The following is a 15,672-nucleotide window of genomic DNA, read 5'->3' on the forward strand; positions in this document are numbered from 1 at the left end:
CAGCCCCCCGAGCAGCCCCCCGGCCCCCCCGGCCGGCGGGCAGCCCGCCGCACCCGCGGGGTTCGCGCCCAGCGTCGAGCTGCGCCAGGCGCTCGCCGACGTGCGCGCCGAGGTCGCGAAGGCCGTCGTGGGCCAGGACGCCGCGGTGTCCGGTCTGGTGATCGCGCTGCTGTGCCGCGGGCACGTGCTGCTCGAGGGCGTCCCCGGCGTCGCCAAGACGCTGCTGGTGCGCACGCTCGCGGCGAGCCTCCAGCTCGAGACCAAGCGCGTGCAGTTCACGCCGGACCTCATGCCGGGCGACGTCACCGGGTCGCTCGTGTACGACGCCCGGACCGCGCAGTTCTCGTTCCGGGCCGGGCCGGTGTTCACCAACCTCCTGCTCGCGGACGAGATCAACCGCACGCCCCCCAAGACGCAGTCCTCGCTGCTCGAGGCGATGGAGGAGCGGCAGGTCTCGGTCGACGGCGAGCCGCGCCGCCTGCCCGACCCGTTCCTCGTGATCGCGACGCAGAACCCCGTGGAGTACGAGGGCACGTACCCGCTGCCGGAGGCGCAGCTCGACCGCTTCCTGCTCAAGCTCACGCTGCCGCTCCCGGAGCGCGAGGACGAGGTCGAGGTGCTCGCGCGGCACGCCGCGGGCTTCGACCCGCGCGACCTGGCGGCCGCGGGCGTGCGGCCCGTCGCGGACCAGGCGGTGCTCGACCGCGCGCGGGCCGAGGTGGCGCGCGTGCAGGTGGCGCGCGAGGTGCTCGGGTACGCCGTCGACGTGTGCCGCGGGACGCGGCGGTCCCCCTCGCTGTCGCTCGGCGTCTCGCCGCGTGGCGCCACGGCGCTGCTCGCGACGGCCCGCGCGTGGGCGTGGCTGTCCGGGCGGGCGTACGTGACGCCGGACGACGTCAAGGCGCTCGCGCACCCGACGCTGCGGCACCGCGTGCAGCTGCGGGCGGAGGCCGAGCTCGAGGGCGTGACGGCGGAGACCGTGCTCGACACGGTCCTCGCCTCGGTCCCCGTCCCGCGCTGACGACGTGGCGGTGACCTGGCGGGCCGTGCTGCTCGCCGCACTCGGGATCCCCGTGGTCCTGCTCGTCCCGATGTCCGGGACGGTGATCGTGTGGGCCGTGCTCGTCGTGCTCGCGTGCGGCGTGGACGCGTGGCTCGCGGCGTCACCGCGCGAGGTCGCGGTGCGTCGCGAGGTGCCGGCGTCCGTGCGGCTCGGCGAGCCGGTCCGCTCGACGGTCACGCTCACGCACGTCGGCGGTCGTCGGCGGCTGCGCGCGCACGTGCGGGACGCCTGGCCGCCGTCGGCCGGTGCGACCCCGGGCGGCGACCCCGGCACCGGGGGGCGTGGCGCGCAGACGCACCCGGACCGGCACGCGGTGGACCTGGCCCCGGGCGACGCACGGCGCGTCCGCACGCTGCTCGTCCCGACGCGCCGCGGCGACCTGCGGGGCGACCGCGTGACGATCCGCGCGTGGGGGCCGCTGGGACTCGCCGCGCGCCAGGCATCCGTGGACGTGCCCACGCGGCTGCGCGTGCTGCCCGCGTTCCGCTCCCGGCGCCATCTCGCCTCGCGTCTCGCCCGGCTGCGCGAGCTCGACGGGCGCGCCGCGGTGCAGATCCGCGGTGCGGGGACCGAGTTCGACTCGCTCCGCGAGTACGTCATGGGCGACGACGTGCGTTCGATCGACTGGCGCGCGTCGGCGCGTCGTGCCGACGTCGTGGTCCGCACGTGGCGGCCCGAGCGGGACCGGCGCGTGATGATCGTGCTGGACACCGGCCGGACGTCGGCCGTGCGCGTGCAGGACGAGCCGCGGCTCGACGCGGGCATCGAGGCCGCGCTGCTGCTGTCCGCGCTCGCGCAGCACGCGGGCGACCGCGTCGAGCTGCTGGCCTACGACCGGCGCGTGCGCGCGCGGGTCGCCGGGACGTCCGGGCCGCGGCTCATGCCCGCCCTGGCGGACCAGCTCGCGGGCGTGACGCCCGCGCTCGTGGAGACGGACTGGCCCGGGGTCGTGGCGCAGGTGCGTGCCCGGATGTCGCAGCGCGCGCTCGTCGTGCTCCTGACGACGCTGGAGCCCGTGGTCGTCGAGCACGGGCTCCTCGACGTCGTCGCCGGGCTGGCCGACCGGCACCAGGTGGTCGTCGCGTCGGTCGCCGACCCGGAGGTCGCGGAGCTGGCGCGCGGACGCGCGGACGCGACGGCCGTGTTCGACGCGGCCGCCGCCGAGCGCGCCGGCCTCGAGCGTGCGGCGGTCGCGGTGCGCCTGCGTCAGCGCGGCGCCGAGGTGGTCGAGGGGCTGCCGGACGACCTCGCACCGCGGCTCGCGGACACCTACCTGGCGCTCAAGGCCGCCGGCCGGCTCTGAGCCGCGGCCTGGCGGCCCGTCTCAGCCCGCGGTCGCCAGGGCGTACCCGGCGCGGTCGTCGGTGAGGTCGCCCGTCTCCCCCGCCCGCACGGCGCGTCCACCCAGGACGATCGTGTACGTCCAGAACGCCGCGAGCGCGAGCGCGCCGATGACGATCTTCAGCCACCACCACAGGCCCGAGCCGGTCACGAAGCCCTCGACGAGGCCCGACAGCCCGAGGACACCGACCAGCCCGATCGCGGCGGTGAACAGCGCACGGGCCTCCTGCGACAGGGCGCGCCCACGCGTGCGTGGCCCGGGCGCGACCCACGCCCAGAAGACCTTGAGCCCGGCGGCGCCGGCGACGAACACGGCCGTGAGCTCGAGCAGCCCGTGGGGGGCGATGAGCGTCAGGAACACGTCCAGCGCGCCGTGCGCGGACATCATGCCGCCGATGTTGCCGATCGCGACCGCGTTGGACCACAGGAAGTACACCGGCCCGACGCCGGTGACGCCCGTGCCCACGCAGATCGCCGCGAGCAGCGCGTTGTGGGTCCACACCGTGGCCGCGAAGCCCACGCCCGGGTCGTAGTAGGAGGCGAACGCGTCGTCGACGTACTCCTGCCGCGCCGCGGGCGTGCCCATCGCCGCGAGCGCGCCCGGATCCGTCGCGACCCACACGCCCGCGACCAGCGCGACCGCGACGAACGCGACCATCACGCCCACGGTCCACCAGCGCAGGCGGTAGAACGCCGCGGGCACGGTCACGACGACGAACCGCACGACCTCGCGCCAGGACGGTTCGTGCGTGCCCGCGACCGCCGCCCGGGCCCGGGCGACGAGCTGCGAGAGCTGGGCGACGGTCTCCGGGTCGGGTGCGGCCGAGCGGATCGTCGACAGGTCGGTCGCGGCGGCCTGGTAGAGCCGCACGAGCTCGTCGGTCTGCGCTCCCGTCCGCCGCCGGATGCGCGTGAGGTCGTCCAGCCGCTGCCAGGACGCGGCGTGCACCGCCTGGTAGGCGTCGAGGTCCATGCGGCACAGCCTGCCATCCCGCCCGACCCGCTAGGGTGCGGACGCGGGGTGAGCGGGTCGGGAGACGAGGGGGCCGGAGGTGAGCGGGCTGGACGTCGGGGCGGACACGATCGTCATCGGTGAGGCCGTCGAGCTCGACGCGCGGTCGGCGTCGGTGCTCTCGCGCCTGCTCGGCGCGCTCATCGACCTGGCCGTGCTGGTCGTCGTGCTGATCGCCGCCGCGATGCTGCTCGCGAACGTCGTGCGGATCACGGCGTCCGAGGCCGTCGCGAGCGTCGGCGGGACGGTGATGGTCGCGTTCCTGCTGATCGGGCTGCCGACGCTCGTCGACACGCTCACGCGCGGGCGCTCGCTCGGCAAGCTCGCGGTCGGCATCCGCATCGTGCGCGACGACGGTGGCCCGATCGTGTTCCGTCAGGCGCTCGTGCGCGCGCTCACCGGCGTCGTCGAGCTGTGGCTCACGTTCGGCTCGGTCGCGCTGATCACGTCGATGGTCCACCCGCGCGGCAAGCGGGTCGGTGACGTGCTGGCCGGGACGTACGCGGTGCGGGTGCGGGGTGGCTCACCCTCGCGGGCGCCGCTCGTCATGCCCCCGCACCTGGCCGCGTGGGCGCGCTCCGCGGACGTCGCACGCCTGCCCGACGGTCTCGCGCTGTCGACGCGGCAGTTCCTCGGGCGCGCGCCGCGTCTGCACCTGGGCTCGCGCGTCGAGCTCGGCACGCGTCTCACGCAGGAGGTGCAACGCTACGTGCACCCGCTGCCGCCTGCCGGGACGCATCCTGAGGCCTTCCTCGCCGCGGTCCTGGCCGAGCGACGGGACCGCGAGCTGGTCGCGGAGCACCGGGCCGCCGAGCGTCGCGACCGTGAGGCGGCGCTCCTGCACCGTCTGCCGCACGGCGTCCCGGACCCCCGGTCCTGACGCCCCGCCGGGTGCGGCGCGGCGCTCAGAGCGCCGCGGCGATGCGGTCGAGCCGGTACGGCGCGAGCGTGCGGCTCATCGTCGCCGACAGGTGGTGCCGGTCCCGGTACGCCATCACGTGCCCGACCACGGGCCGGCACACCGACGACGTGCACAGGAGCGACGTGGTGTCGACGAGCACGCTGCCGGGCACCAGCGCGTGGGCCTTGCGCAGCGGGTCGGGCGTCGCGAGCGCGACGTCGCGCGCCGTGCGGCAGGCGAGCGCGACGCGCACGGTCGTGGCGCCCGTGGCGCACGTGAGGGCCGACCGGCTCATGGTGGGGTTGTCGACGATCGCGACGACGCGCGTGCCCGCCTCCTGGAGGCGGCGCCACGCGACGGCCATCGCGTCGGGCGTCGCGCCCGTCTCGCGGTAGCCCGTCACGACCACGACGTCGTACCGCCCGGCGACGAGCCGGCGCAGCAGGTCGGCGCGGCGCAGGTGGCACGCGTGCTCGGCCGGCCCCGGGTCGGCGAGCAGGCAGCCCTGCGCGACGTACGTGTCGAGCCGCCAGTTCAGCCGCGCCGCGGAGTCCCGCAGCCCGGGGAGCGTCATGGCCCCGTGCGAGTCGCCCGTGACCGCGACGCGCAGCGCATCCCGCGACCGGGACCCGTACGTGCACGAGCGCACGCGCTCCGTCACGGCGGCGACGTAGCAGGAGAACGCGCCTCCGGTGTCGTCCTGCCACCCGTCGCGGCGCGGGTCGGGGCGGATGCTGCCCGACAGGTCGGGGTTGGTGCACGGATGGTCGCGGGGGTCCATCGCGGCCGCGCCGAGGCACGGGACCCCCGTGCCCAGGACGCGCGTGAGGTCCCCGTACGCGCCCACGTCCAGCGCGCCGCTGGCGACCCACGGCCGCCCGTACCAGGCCGGGGCGACCACCCGGTACTGGCGGTTCCCGAGCGCGTCGGGCCGCACGCGCAGGTCGAACCCGCCGCGCGAGCCCGTGCGGGCGCGCGCCACGGTGACCCACGAGCCCGCGGTCCAGCGCTGCAGCACGACCGGTGCCTGGTCGGCCGCGGGCAGCACGCGGCCCGAGAACACGCGCAGCGTGCCCGGCCCGCCGGTCCCGCGGGCCGCGAAGCCGGTGACGCGCCGCGACGTCGTGGCGGCCGCCTCGGTGCCCGCTCGCACGGCACCGCCCGTCGTCGCACGCGTGGACGCGCCTGCGGCAGAGCCGTCCGCTCGGGCCGCCGGAGCCGGTACCCCGACCGCGAGCAGCGCGACGAGCGCGACGAGCGCGGCGAGGGCACCGGGCAGGCGCGTGCGGCGCAGGGCGCTCATGAGGTCCTCCTGGGCGGTACGGGGTCGCGTCGGGTCCGGAGGCTGGGGAGGTCTCATCCGACGATGCCGCGCTCCCCCGCGGCGCGCGCGTCGAGCGCCGCCACCACCGGCCCCAGACGGTACGCGAGGATCGAGCGGCCGAACGTCGCCGACAGGTGGTGCAGGTCCCGGTACGCCATGACGTGCCCGACGACGGGCCGACAGTCGGCGGCGCCGCACATGAGGTCGACCGTGTCGACGAGCACCGTCCCGGGCGCCTGCGCGTGCGCGGCGAGCAGCGGGTCGGGCGGCTGGAGCGCCGCCGCACGCGGCATCGCGCACGCGACCACCTGCGCGACCGTGGCGGCCGGGTTCGTGGCGCACGCGAGCGTGGCGTCGTCGAGCTTCGGGCCGTCACCGATCACCGTGACCACCGCGCCGGTGCCGAGCAGCCGCCGCAGCGCCAGCGCGATCGCGTCCGGCGCCGCCGCGGTCTGCCGGTAGCCGGTGAGGATGACGACGTCGTACCGCCCGCCCAGCAACCGGCGCAGCAGGTCGCCGCGGCGGAAGTGGCACTCGTCGTCGACCGGCCCGGGGTCGGCGAGCAGGCAGCGCGCCGCCGCGTAGCTGTGCAGCCGCCAGTTGAGCCGCTCGGCCTGGTCCCGCAGCCCGGGCAGCACCATCGCCGCGTGCGAGTCGCCGACGAGAGCGACCCGCAGCGCGTCGGGACGCGTGGACCCGTAGTCGCACCGCTCCACGGGGACGTCGGTCTCGCCGTGGAAGCACGTGAACGCGCCGTTGGTGTCCCGGTGCCAGCCCACGCCGCGGCGCGGGTCGGGCATCAGCCGGCCCGCGAGGTCGGGGTTCTCGCACCCGGGCTCGGCGAACGCGACCGCGCCCTGGCACGGCTCGTCGGGCGGCAGGACCTCGCGCAGGTCGCCGTAGGCGCCCACGTCGATCGCGTCGCTCGCGACCCGGGGCTGCCCGAGCCAGTGCGGCGCGACCACCCGGTACTGCGCGTTGCCGAGCCCGCCCGTCACGAGCCGCAGCGTGAACGCACCGTCGACGCGTGCCCGGCCGCGGTCGACCGTCTGCCACCCGGCGGGCGTCCACCGCTGCAGCGCGACGGGCGCCCCGGCGGCGGCGGGCCGCACGTGCCCGGCGACGTCACGCGCGCTCCCCGGCCCGCCCGTGCCGGTCACGACCACGTCCGCGACCGCCCGACCGGCGCCTGCGGCGAGCGGCACGAACGGCTGACCGACCGCCCACGGCCCCGTCACCGTCCGCGCGGCCCCGGTGGCCACGACCGGGGCGCCGGCCGCGGGCGCGAGGGCGCGCGCGGCGACGGGCAGCGACGGTGCCCGCGCGGCGGTCTGGTCGCGGGCGTCCGCGCGGTCGCCGCCCGCGCGCGAGCCCGTCGCGCCGGCCACCGCCGGCACCGCACCGATCAGCACAGCACCGATCACGACCGCTGCGAGCAGGACCGCGGCGAGCTGCGTGAGCGTCGGCGTGCGGACGCCGGGCGTCGTCGTCAGCGCGCCGGCAGCGGCGTCGCGGCGGACTCCAGCAGGACGGGGATGCCGTCGCGCACGGGGTACCGCAGCGGACGCTGCGGGTCCGTGGAGTCCAGGCACGGCGCGCCCTCCTCGTCCGTCGCGTCCATCAGAGTCGCGCCCGTCACGGGGCAGCGCAGCAGGTCGCGAGCCCACGCCTCGATCCCGCCGCTCGCGGCGGTCAGGTCGGGGCTCACGCCGCACCCCCGGCGTACGCGGGCTCGCCCTGCCGCACGAGCGCGAGCACGTCGTCGCGCACCTTCTCCATGATGTCGGCGTCCGCGGCCTCGACGTTGAGCCGCAGGAGCGGCTCGGTGTTGGACGCGCGCAGGTTGAACCACCAGCGCGGGTGGGAGTCCCAGTGCGAGACCGTCAGGCCGTCGAGCTCGTCGACCGTCACCGGGCCGGCGCCCTGACGCGTCACGTACGCGTCGACGACGCGCGCACGCGCGTCGGGCACGGACACGACGCGCGAGTTGATCTCGCCCGACGCGACGTACGGCTGGTAGGAGTCCGCGAGCGCGGACAGCGGGTGCGGCTGGCCGCCGAGCGCCGCGAGCACGTGCAGCGCGGCGAGCATGCCGGTGTCGGCGAAGAAGAAGTCGCGGAAGTAGTAGTGCGCGCTGTGCTCGCCGCCGAACACCGCCTCGTGCTCGGCCATCTGCGCCTTGATGAACGAGTGGCCGACGCGGGTGCGCACGGTGCGCGCTCCCGCGGCCTGCAGCAGGTCGGGGACGACCTGCGACGTGATGAGGTTGTGGATCACGGTCGACTCGCGGCCCGCCGCCTGCTCCCGCGCGACCTCGCGCAGCCCGACGAGCGCGGTGATCGCCGACGGGGAGACGGGGTCGCCCTGCTCGTCGACGACGAAGCAGCGGTCGGCGTCGCCGTCGAACGCGAGGCCGATGTCCGCCCCGTGCTCGACGACGGCTTTCTGCAGGTCCACGAGGTTCGCGGGCTCGAGGGGGTTCGCCTCGTGGTTCGGGAACGTGCCGTCGAGCTCGAAGTACAGCGGGACGACGTCGAGCGGCAGCTCGGGCAGGCCCGCGGCCGTGCCCAGGACCGCGGGGGCCGTGTACCCGCCCATGCCGTTGCCCGCGTCAACCACGACCTTCAGGGGCCGGATGCCCGACAGGTCGACGAGCGACCGCAGGAACGCCGCGTAGTCCGCGAGCATCTCCCGCTCGGTGACCGTGCCGCGCTCGTCGTCGGCGACCTGCGGCACCTCGCCCCCGAGGTAGTCGCCCGCGAGGTCCCGGACCGCGGCGAGTCCCGTGTCCTGGCCCACCGGGCGCGCACCCGCGCGGCACAGCTTGATGCCGTTGTACCGGGCCGGGTTGTGGCTCGCGGTGAACATCGCCCCCGGGACGCCGAGGCTGCCCGACGCGAAGTACAGGCCGTCGGTCGAGCACAGCCCGATCGTCACGACGTCGACGCCGCGACCTGCGAGGCCGTCGGCGAAACCGGCCACGAGCTCGGGGCCCGAGGGGCGCATGTCGTTGCCCACGACCACGGTCGGCCGGGATCCCGCCGGCGTCTCGGGGATCACGACGACGTCGGCGAACGCCGCGCCGATCGCTCGCGTGACGCGCGCGTCGAGCTCGTCGGGGACGACCCCTCGCACGTCGTACGCCTTGATGAACGCGGACAGGTCGACTCGTTCGGCACTCACCGGGGCATCGTATCGGGGAACGGTCGAACCGCCGGACGTCGGACGCGCTGCGGCGCACGCCCCGCGCACCCGGGGCGGGACGTCACGCGCCGCCCGTCACCTCGTCGCGGGACAGCGGCGTCCCGTCACCCTCCAGGGCGAACCAGTTGGTCACCTCGCACGACGGGCAGGAGACGAACGTCGCCTGACGCGTGTCCGGCAGCGCCATGCGGATGCGGGTCAAGCGGGTCTCGCCGCACCCGAGGCACTCCTGCGTCCCGGGCGGTAGCGCGCCCCGCGGCTGGCTGATGGAGCCCAGCGGCTCCGGTGCCGCGGCCGCGCGCGCGCGTGCGGCGTCCCCCCTGCGACGTGCCACTGCTAGACCGTCCCCTCGCCCACGTCCGCGCCTGCCCCTCGCAGCACCCGCAGGTGCCCACGACGCGGGGCGTCGGCGAGCGCCGCCGGCTCGGGCACGCCCGGTGCCACCACCGGCTCGGGCGCGCGCCCTGCCTCGCGCACGGCGTCCGCGAGCGCGAGCAGGTCGTCGCGGCTCGGCGCGAGCGGCTCGAACTCCGGGAGCAGCCGGACGACCTCCCACCCGCGGGGCGCGGTGAGGCGCTCGGCGTGCGGGACGCACAGGTCGTAGGAGTGCGGCTCGGCGTGCTGGGCGAGCGGGCCGAGCACGGCTGTCGAGTCCGCGTACACGTAGGTCAGCGTCGCGACGGCCGGGCGGCCGCACGCGGTGCGCGAGCACTGCCGGACGGATCTCACGGGCTGAACCTACCCCGCCGCGCGCGGGGCGTCGCGCGTCCACGCCGCTCGTCGCCGCGCAGCGCCCCGCCACGACCACGACCGGCCGCCGTCCTGTCGCGCCTGGCCCGCCTCCCCCGCCCGCCGCGGCGGTCCCGTGCTCGTCCAGCGACTATCGTGCGGAGCGTGAGCACGTCTTCGCCCGACCGTGCCGGACGCCGCGCGCTCGGCCCGCGCGAGGCGCCGGCGGTCCAGCCCGTACGGCGCCGTGACCGGCGCGGCCGCGGGCTGCGCGGACCCCTGATGCCGACCACGATGCCCGCGTACCGCACGCGTGCGCAGCGGTTCGACGACCTCGTGCTCGACGCCGTCGAGCACCTCGAGCGGCGCTGGGCACGCCAGCTCGAGGGCACCGAGTTCGCGGTCGAGGACGTCCCGCCGTCCAACCCGGCGCCGTGGGAGCACGGCGGTGTCCCGCTCGGTCGCTACTTCCCCGCCGACGCGGGGCTGCCCGCGCGGGTCGTCGTGTACCGCCGGCCGGTCGAGGGGCGGGCGCACGACCCGCTCGACCTCGCGGACCTGGTGCGCGACGTCGTCGTCGAGCAGGTCGCGCACATGCTGGGCCGCGCGCCCGAGGACGTGGACCCGACGTACGGCGACGACGCGCGCTGACGCGTCAGCGGGTCCCGAGGCGCGGGTCCTCGCGCACCTCGGTCGCGCCGGACACGAGGTCCGCCGGGACCGGGACGAGCACCGAGAGCAGCGTGCCGTCCGGCCGGTCGACCTGGGCGACGAGCCCACCGGCGAGCCACGCTCCGCCGTCCGGCACGACCTGCACACCGCGCACGCGCGTGCCTGCGGGGACGAGCTGCGTCAGGTCCCACGCGGCGGTCCGGCCGAGCGCCAGCTCGACCCGCTCGCGGACGACGGGCTCCCCGTCCGGGCCGAGCACGCGCACCTCGGCGGTCGCCGTGCCGTCGGCGTCGAGCGCACCCGAGCGTGCCACCGCGCCCAGCACGAGCGTGCCCGTGGCGCGGTCCGGCACGGCCACCACCTGCGCGTCGGTGGCCGCCGCGGCGTCGGGCGCCGGCACCGAGGGGACCCACGCCCGCTCGCGCGTCGCGACGTCCGGGTCCTGCTGCGTCGGGGCACCCGGCCGAGCGAGCATCGCGCTCGCGACGACCGCACGGTCCGCCTCGACGACGAGCGTGTACGCGCCGGCGGGCAGTCCGCCGAGCGGCACGTCGGTCACCACGCCCGGCTCGAGCACGAGCTCGCCCGCGCCCGGCAGGTCCTCGACCCCGTCGGGGCCCAGCAGTCGCACGCGCGCCGTCGTCGTCCCACCGCCCGGCGCGAGCAGCCGCACCGCCCCCGCGTCGGGGTCGTCGACCTCGGTGGCCAGGACCGCCACGCCGGGCACGACCTGGCGCCGCGACGGCGGCGCGCTCGCGACCACGAGGTCCGTGCCCGTCGGGGTGAAGCCGTCGAGCGTGGAGTCCTGCACGTGCGCCGTGACCCGCCCGCCCGTCGCGGTGACGTGGACCGCGACCCGCCGCTCCTGCGGCGCGAGACCGCCGAGCACGACGACGCGCTCGGCCCCGGGCGCGACCAGGTACTGCTCGGTGTCGAGGTCGACCGGACCCGTGGCGCCGTACACGTCGAGGTGCACGACCGCCGCGGTCGACCCGGCGTTCTGCAGGACGAGCAGCGCCGTCGCGCCCAGCTCGGTCGAGCCGCCGAGGAGCCACGCGTCGGTCGTCGGCGCCTGGCACGACGCGGCGGCGAGGCCGCGCAGGTCGCCCGCGGTCACGTAGGCCGACGTCGCGGCGGCGACGGACGCGGGGTCGTCGGTCGGCTCCGCCTGCACGACGAGGGGCTCGGTCACCCAGCGCGACGTCGTCGAGCTCGCGCCCGCGCCGAACCGCTCAGCCACGACGCCGCCCCCGAGGTCGGTCACCGCACCGCCGCCGCTCGACGTCGCGACCGCGACGAGCGAGGTCAGCGGCGTCACCGGGACCGGGTCGAACGCGTCTCCCGCGTCCCGCTCCTGCGGCAGCACGAGCGGCCCCGCGCACACCAGGCGCGTCGGGGAGAACGGCACGTCGACGAGCGCGCCCGGGACCGTCACCTCGTCGGTCGCCGGGGACGGCAGCCCCGAGCCGAGGACGGCGACCCCGGCGACCAGCGCCGCCACCGCCGCCCCGGACACGAGCCGCACCGCGGTCACCGCCGTCACCCGCGCGCCCATCAGCCCGCCCTCCGTCGTCGTACCGGCATCGCGAGCAGCACTGTCAGGGCCAGGACGACCACCTGGACGACGAGCCACGTGGTGCGCTGCGGGGCGTCGTGCCCGACCTCGAGGTGACCACCCTGCGGACCGAGCTCGAACGTCTGCCGCCAGCCGTTGTCGACCGAGCGCAGCGGGACGCCGTCGAGGGTCGCGTGCCAGTGGGGGTCGGCACGCTCGGCGAGGACGAGGAGGCGGCCGGGGTCACCGTCGGCGACGCGCGTGTCGACCGAGCGTCCGCGCGCGGGCACCGCGACCGCGTCCGTCGCCGGGTCCCGCACGTCGCCGCCCGGGACGGTGCGCGCCCACGCGGTGACCACGTCGACGGCCTCGCCGCCACCGGCGGGTGCCGCCGGCTGCACGCGCCACAGGATCCCGGAGGCGTTCTGGGTGACGCGCTCGAGACCGGCGGTCGAGTCGAGCTCCGCGACGAGCGCGTCCCGCTCGCGCTCCGCGGCGGCCTCGCCCTCCTCGGACAAACCGTCGGGCAGCACCGGCACGAGCACGTCGCCGACCGCGAGCGCCGCGAGGGACCCGGCGACGTCGCCGCTCGCACCCGCCGCGAGGCGCGCGACGAGCGCGTCGACCTCGTCGGTCGCCGCGTCCGTCCCGGCGCCGTGCGGCGCGTCCGCCGGGCCCGCGACCGCGCGCGTCTCGACCGCGGCCGCGACGTCCACGAGCTGCGGGCCGTCCGCGCGCAGGAGCTGCCACGTGACCGCGCCGTCGGCCGCCCGCGCGATCGCCAGCACGCGGGACGCGTTCGCCGAGCCCTGCGCCTGCCGCCCGACCGCGGGCACGACCGTGCGCTCGGTGGCCGTCACGGCGAGCGCCGAGCCGTCGCGCGCCTGCACACCCCACCCCGCGAGCCACACCACCGGGACGGCGAGCGCGACGACCGCGACCAGCCCGACCCCGGCCTGCCGCCAGCCGAACGCGTACCGCGAGAGCCGCGCGAGCATCCCGTCGGCGCCCAGCAGCGCCGCGAGCACCAGGCCCAGCAGCGCGAGCGACAGCGCCGGGCCCGTCCAGCCGTAGGCGACCACACCGTCCTGCACGCCGACGGGCAGCAGCGCGACCGCGGTCGCGGCCGCGAGCGCGACCGCCGCGACCGCCCAGCCGAGCCGCACGCCGCGCGCGACCCGGCCGCGCAGCAGCGCCAGGACCGCGAGGCCGAGCACGACCGCGCCGAGCGCGAGCGGCCAGGCACGCGTGACCGCGCCGTCCGGCACGCTCTGCGGCACCAGCGCACCCGCGGCGCTCGGCAGCCCCAGCAGGCGCTCGAACGCCCCCTCGGGGCGGGTCGCGACGCTCAGGCCGGGGTCCGCGACGAGCAGCCGCAGGCCGGCGGCGCCGCGCGTGAACGCCTCGACGAGCACGGGTCCCGACACGACCAGCGCGGGCACGACGACGAACGCGACCCGGCGCCGGTGCCGCGGTGCGCACGCCGCCGCGACGAGGACCGCGAGCACACCGGGGACCAGCAGCGCCGGGGCACCCGCGACCACGCCGGCGAACGCGAGCGCGGCCGCGGCCGCGGCGGTCACCGATCCCGTCGGGCGGGCGGCGGCACCCACCCAGTCGGCGGGGTCGGCGGACGTCACGGGTCGCGGGCGGGTCCCCCGCGAGCGGTCGGCGCGCGCCTCGGCACGCTCGTCGCGGCGCGAGCGACGGGTCGCGTTGGTGACCGGCGCCCGGACGGCGGCCGTCCCGTCCTCGGCCGTGTCATCGGACCGCTCGTCGTCGGACCGCTCGTCGGCTCGCTCGTCGGACCGCTCGTCGGACCGCTCGTCGGACCGCTCGTCGGACCGCTGATCCCCGTCGGACCCCTCGTCCGCTGCCCGTCCGCCCGCGCGCTCGTCGTCCCGGCGGCGCGCGGTCGCCAGACCGGACAGCACCAGGTCCACGCGCTGCACGCCGACCGCGCGCGCGATCCCGAGCGCGACCCACGGCAGCAGCACGTGCGCCAGGACCGGCCCGAGCCGGCCGTCACCGACCGCGAGCAGCAGCGCAGGCGCTCCCGCCCACACGACCGCGGCCCACGCGCGCGACGTCACCGCGCGCGTCGCGGCACCCGCGGCAGCCCACGCGCCCAGACCCGCGAGCAGCACCGAACCGAGCACGACGAGCGCCACGCCCACCGACGGGCGTCCGCCCGCGAGGGTCGTCGGCACGACGAGCGCGCCCAGCAGCGGGTCCACGGGCCCCGGCTCACCCAGCCCGCCGGACACCCAGCTCGACGTCGCGGCGGCCCACAGGTCACCCAGACCGTCCGCGAGCGGCAGCAGCCCGCCGCCGACCAGCCGCGCCCCACGGCCGACCGCCGCGGCCAGCGGGCCGAACGCGACGGCGGACACCGCGACGAGCGCGACCGCGACGGTCGCGAGGCCCGCACGGCGGCGCGTCGCGAGCGCCGCGAGCTCGCGCAGCTCGAGCTCCGAGGGCGCCTGCACCACGCGCCGCGCCTCGCGCCGGGCGAGCCGGCGGTCTCGTGCCTGGCGCCAGACGTCGCGCCACGTCGCCTGCAGCGGCCGCAGCGCGCGACGCGGCAGCCGACGCGTGCGGCGCGCACGCCGGCGCGCGGCGGCGACCGCCGTCGGACGCGCGAGCGCCTCGAGCGGGCCGCGCAGCTCGTCGACCGCCAGCCCGGGCTGCTTCGCGGCGACCTGCACGAGCGATCGCACCACCGCACTGACGAGCGCGAGCACGACGACGACCGGGACGAACACCAGCGGCGCGGTGACCAGTCTCTGGTGGGTCAGCGCCCGGCGGCGGGCCGCGAACGAGCGGCGCGGGTCCGCGCTGTCGTCCTCGCCGTCGCCGTCCGCGTCGCGCCCGGACGGGCCCGTCCCGCGCAGGCCCAGGTAGGACGCCTGCGCGTGCCGCACCACGGCGCTCGGCACGACGACGACGCGGTGCCCCGCGAGCCGCGCCCGGCGGGACAGGTCGAACCCGTCGCCGAACGGCCCGAGCGCGGGGTCGGGTCCACCGAGCTCGTCCCACGCGTCGCGGCGCACGAGCGCACCCGCGGTCCCGACGCCGAGGACGTCGTCGCGCGCGTCGTGCTGGCCCTGGTCGAGCTCCCCCGGCTCGACGTCCGTCATGCGCCGCCCGGACCGGTCGGTGCGCACCCCCAGCTCGAGCAGCCGGACGGGGTCGGTCCACGTGTGCTGCTTGGCCCCCGCGATCACGACCGACGGCGCGCGGGCGACCGCGCGCGCGAGCTCGGCGAGCGCGGTCGGCTCGGGCGCGCTGTCGTCGTGCAGGAGCCACAGCCACGTGGTGCGTGCACCGTCGTCGGACGCGAGCGCGTCGCGGACCGCCTGCCCGAACGTGCGGGCGTGCGGGGCCCGCAGGACCCGCACCTGCGGGAGCGGGCCGGAGTGCGCGGACGCCGCGACCGCGAACGCGCGCTCGACCGTGAGGGGCAGCGGGCCCTGCGGGTCGTCGGTGCGCGGTGCGACGTCGACGACGAGCACGCGGGACGGTCGACGGGACTGACCCGCGAGCGCGTCGAGCGTCGCTGCCAGGTACGGCGTGCGCCCGCGGGTGACGAGGACCGCGGTCACCGACGTCGTCGTCGGGATCGAGCTCGTCGCCGTCGAGCTCGTCGTCGGGGTCGAGCTCGTCGGGGTCGCAGCGCTTGCCGCTGCGCCGAGGTCGACGGCGGGTGCGCCCGGGCCGGTCGTCGGGTCAGGCGTCGTCGCGGGGTGCGCCGCGGGGTCGTGCGGCGGGCGGGTGGAGTTCATGCTCGGGCCATGATGCACGCCGGGGCCGTGGGTGCCGGGACCGACTCGCCACGCTCCCCCGACCGGCCGCCGCACGCTCGGGGCGC

At 77.6% G+C, this 15,672-nt stretch carries 13 protein-coding genes; 4 read left to right on the forward strand and 9 right to left on the reverse strand.

Annotated elements, in window-relative coordinates; genetic code table 11:
- The first annotated feature begins 100 nt into the window (after positions 1 to 100).
- Both CBP52_RS07865 and CBP52_RS07870 read left to right on the forward strand, forming a co-directional pair.
- Positions 101 to 1,021 carry an AAA family ATPase gene (locus CBP52_RS07865; protein WP_369826325.1) on the forward strand — a complete coding sequence of 307 codons (921 nt, stop codon included), beginning with the start codon at positions 101 to 103 and terminating at the stop codon, positions 1,019 to 1,021.
- A 4-nt stretch (positions 1,022 to 1,025) separates the two neighbouring features.
- Entirely contained in the window at positions 1,026 to 2,366 is a 1,341-nt protein-coding gene (locus CBP52_RS07870; RefSeq protein ID WP_094180489.1) for a DUF58 domain-containing protein, read from the forward strand.
- A 21-nt stretch (positions 2,367 to 2,387) separates the two neighbouring features.
- Here the strand turns inward: CBP52_RS07870 and CBP52_RS07875 are convergent, their stop codons facing one another.
- Positions 2,388 to 3,377, reverse strand: coding sequence for a stage II sporulation protein M (locus CBP52_RS07875; protein WP_094180490.1), 990 nt, complete (start codon positions 3,375 to 3,377; stop codon positions 2,388 to 2,390).
- 79 nt (positions 3,378 to 3,456) lie between these two features.
- On the opposite strand from CBP52_RS07875, the gene CBP52_RS07880 reads away from it, so the two are divergent.
- Positions 3,457 to 4,296, forward strand: coding sequence for an RDD family protein (locus tag CBP52_RS07880; protein WP_232514708.1), 840 nt, complete (start codon positions 3,457 to 3,459; stop codon positions 4,294 to 4,296).
- A gap of 25 nt (positions 4,297 to 4,321) precedes the next feature.
- Here CBP52_RS07880 and CBP52_RS07885 read toward each other — a convergent pair whose 3' ends face one another.
- From CBP52_RS07885 to CBP52_RS07910, 6 genes are all read right to left on the reverse strand, one after another.
- Entirely contained in the window at positions 4,322 to 5,620 is a 1,299-nt protein-coding gene (locus CBP52_RS07885) for an SGNH hydrolase domain-containing protein (RefSeq protein WP_094180491.1), read from the reverse strand.
- Positions 5,621 to 5,673: 53 nt separating this feature from the next.
- A complete protein-coding gene (locus CBP52_RS07890; protein ID WP_157732541.1) occupies positions 5,674 to 7,065 on the reverse strand; it encodes an SGNH hydrolase domain-containing protein in 1,392 nt (463 codons plus the stop codon).
- 65 nt (positions 7,066 to 7,130) lie between these two features.
- The gene (locus CBP52_RS07895; protein ID WP_232514709.1) at positions 7,131 to 7,349 is read right to left on the reverse strand and encodes a Trm112 family protein; all 219 of its coding nucleotides are present in this window, start codon (positions 7,347 to 7,349) and stop codon (positions 7,131 to 7,133) included.
- The gene (locus CBP52_RS07900) at positions 7,346 to 8,824 is read right to left on the reverse strand and encodes a phosphomannomutase/phosphoglucomutase (protein WP_094180493.1); all 1,479 of its coding nucleotides are present in this window, start codon (positions 8,822 to 8,824) and stop codon (positions 7,346 to 7,348) included. The genes CBP52_RS07895 and CBP52_RS07900 overlap by 4 nt, the downstream gene beginning before the upstream one ends.
- 82 nt (positions 8,825 to 8,906) lie before the next feature.
- Positions 8,907 to 9,179, reverse strand: coding sequence for a hypothetical protein (locus CBP52_RS07905; protein ID WP_094180494.1), 273 nt, complete (start codon positions 9,177 to 9,179; stop codon positions 8,907 to 8,909).
- A 2-nt stretch (positions 9,180 to 9,181) separates the two neighbouring features.
- Positions 9,182 to 9,574 (reverse strand): DUF3499 domain-containing protein, encoded by a 393-nt coding sequence (locus tag CBP52_RS07910; RefSeq protein WP_094180495.1) that lies wholly within the window; start codon positions 9,572 to 9,574, stop codon positions 9,182 to 9,184.
- Positions 9,575 to 9,739: 165 nt separating this feature from the next.
- Here CBP52_RS07910 and CBP52_RS07915 point away from each other — a divergent pair, with 165 nt between their 5' ends.
- On the forward strand, positions 9,740 to 10,225 hold the full coding sequence (locus tag CBP52_RS07915; RefSeq protein ID WP_232514710.1) for a metallopeptidase family protein: 486 nt from the start codon (positions 9,740 to 9,742) through the stop codon (positions 10,223 to 10,225).
- A gap of 4 nt (positions 10,226 to 10,229) precedes the next feature.
- Here the strand turns inward: CBP52_RS07915 and CBP52_RS07920 are convergent, their stop codons facing one another.
- Together CBP52_RS07920 and CBP52_RS18570 are read right to left on the reverse strand one after the other, a co-directional pair.
- Entirely contained in the window at positions 10,230 to 11,801 is a 1,572-nt protein-coding gene (locus tag CBP52_RS07920) for a DUF5719 family protein (protein WP_094180496.1), read from the reverse strand.
- Positions 11,801 to 15,586, reverse strand: coding sequence for a glycosyltransferase (locus CBP52_RS18570; RefSeq protein ID WP_094180497.1), 3,786 nt, complete (start codon positions 15,584 to 15,586; stop codon positions 11,801 to 11,803). The genes CBP52_RS07920 and CBP52_RS18570 overlap by 1 nt, the downstream gene beginning before the upstream one ends.
- Positions 15,587 to 15,672: the final 86 nt, after the last annotated feature.

The sequence above is a fragment of the Cellulomonas sp. PSBB021 genome (assembly GCF_002240455.1).
GTDB lineage: Bacteria > Actinomycetota > Actinomycetes > Actinomycetales > Cellulomonadaceae > Cellulomonas > Cellulomonas uda.

Coding starts and splice junctions, on each gene's coding strand:
- CBP52_RS07875 (WP_094180490.1), bottom strand. CDS start 3,377: ATGGACCTCGACGCCTACCAGGCGGTGCACGCCGCGTCCTGGCAGCGG.
- CBP52_RS07885 (WP_094180491.1), bottom strand. CDS start 5,620: ATGAGCGCCCTGCGCCGCACGCGCCTGCCCGGTGCCCTCGCCGCGCTC.
- CBP52_RS07920 (WP_094180496.1), bottom strand. CDS start 11,801: ATGGGCGCGCGGGTGACGGCGGTGACCGCGGTGCGGCTCGTGTCCGGG.
- CBP52_RS18570 (WP_094180497.1), bottom strand. CDS start 15,586: ATGAACTCCACCCGCCCGCCGCACGACCCCGCGGCGCACCCCGCGACG.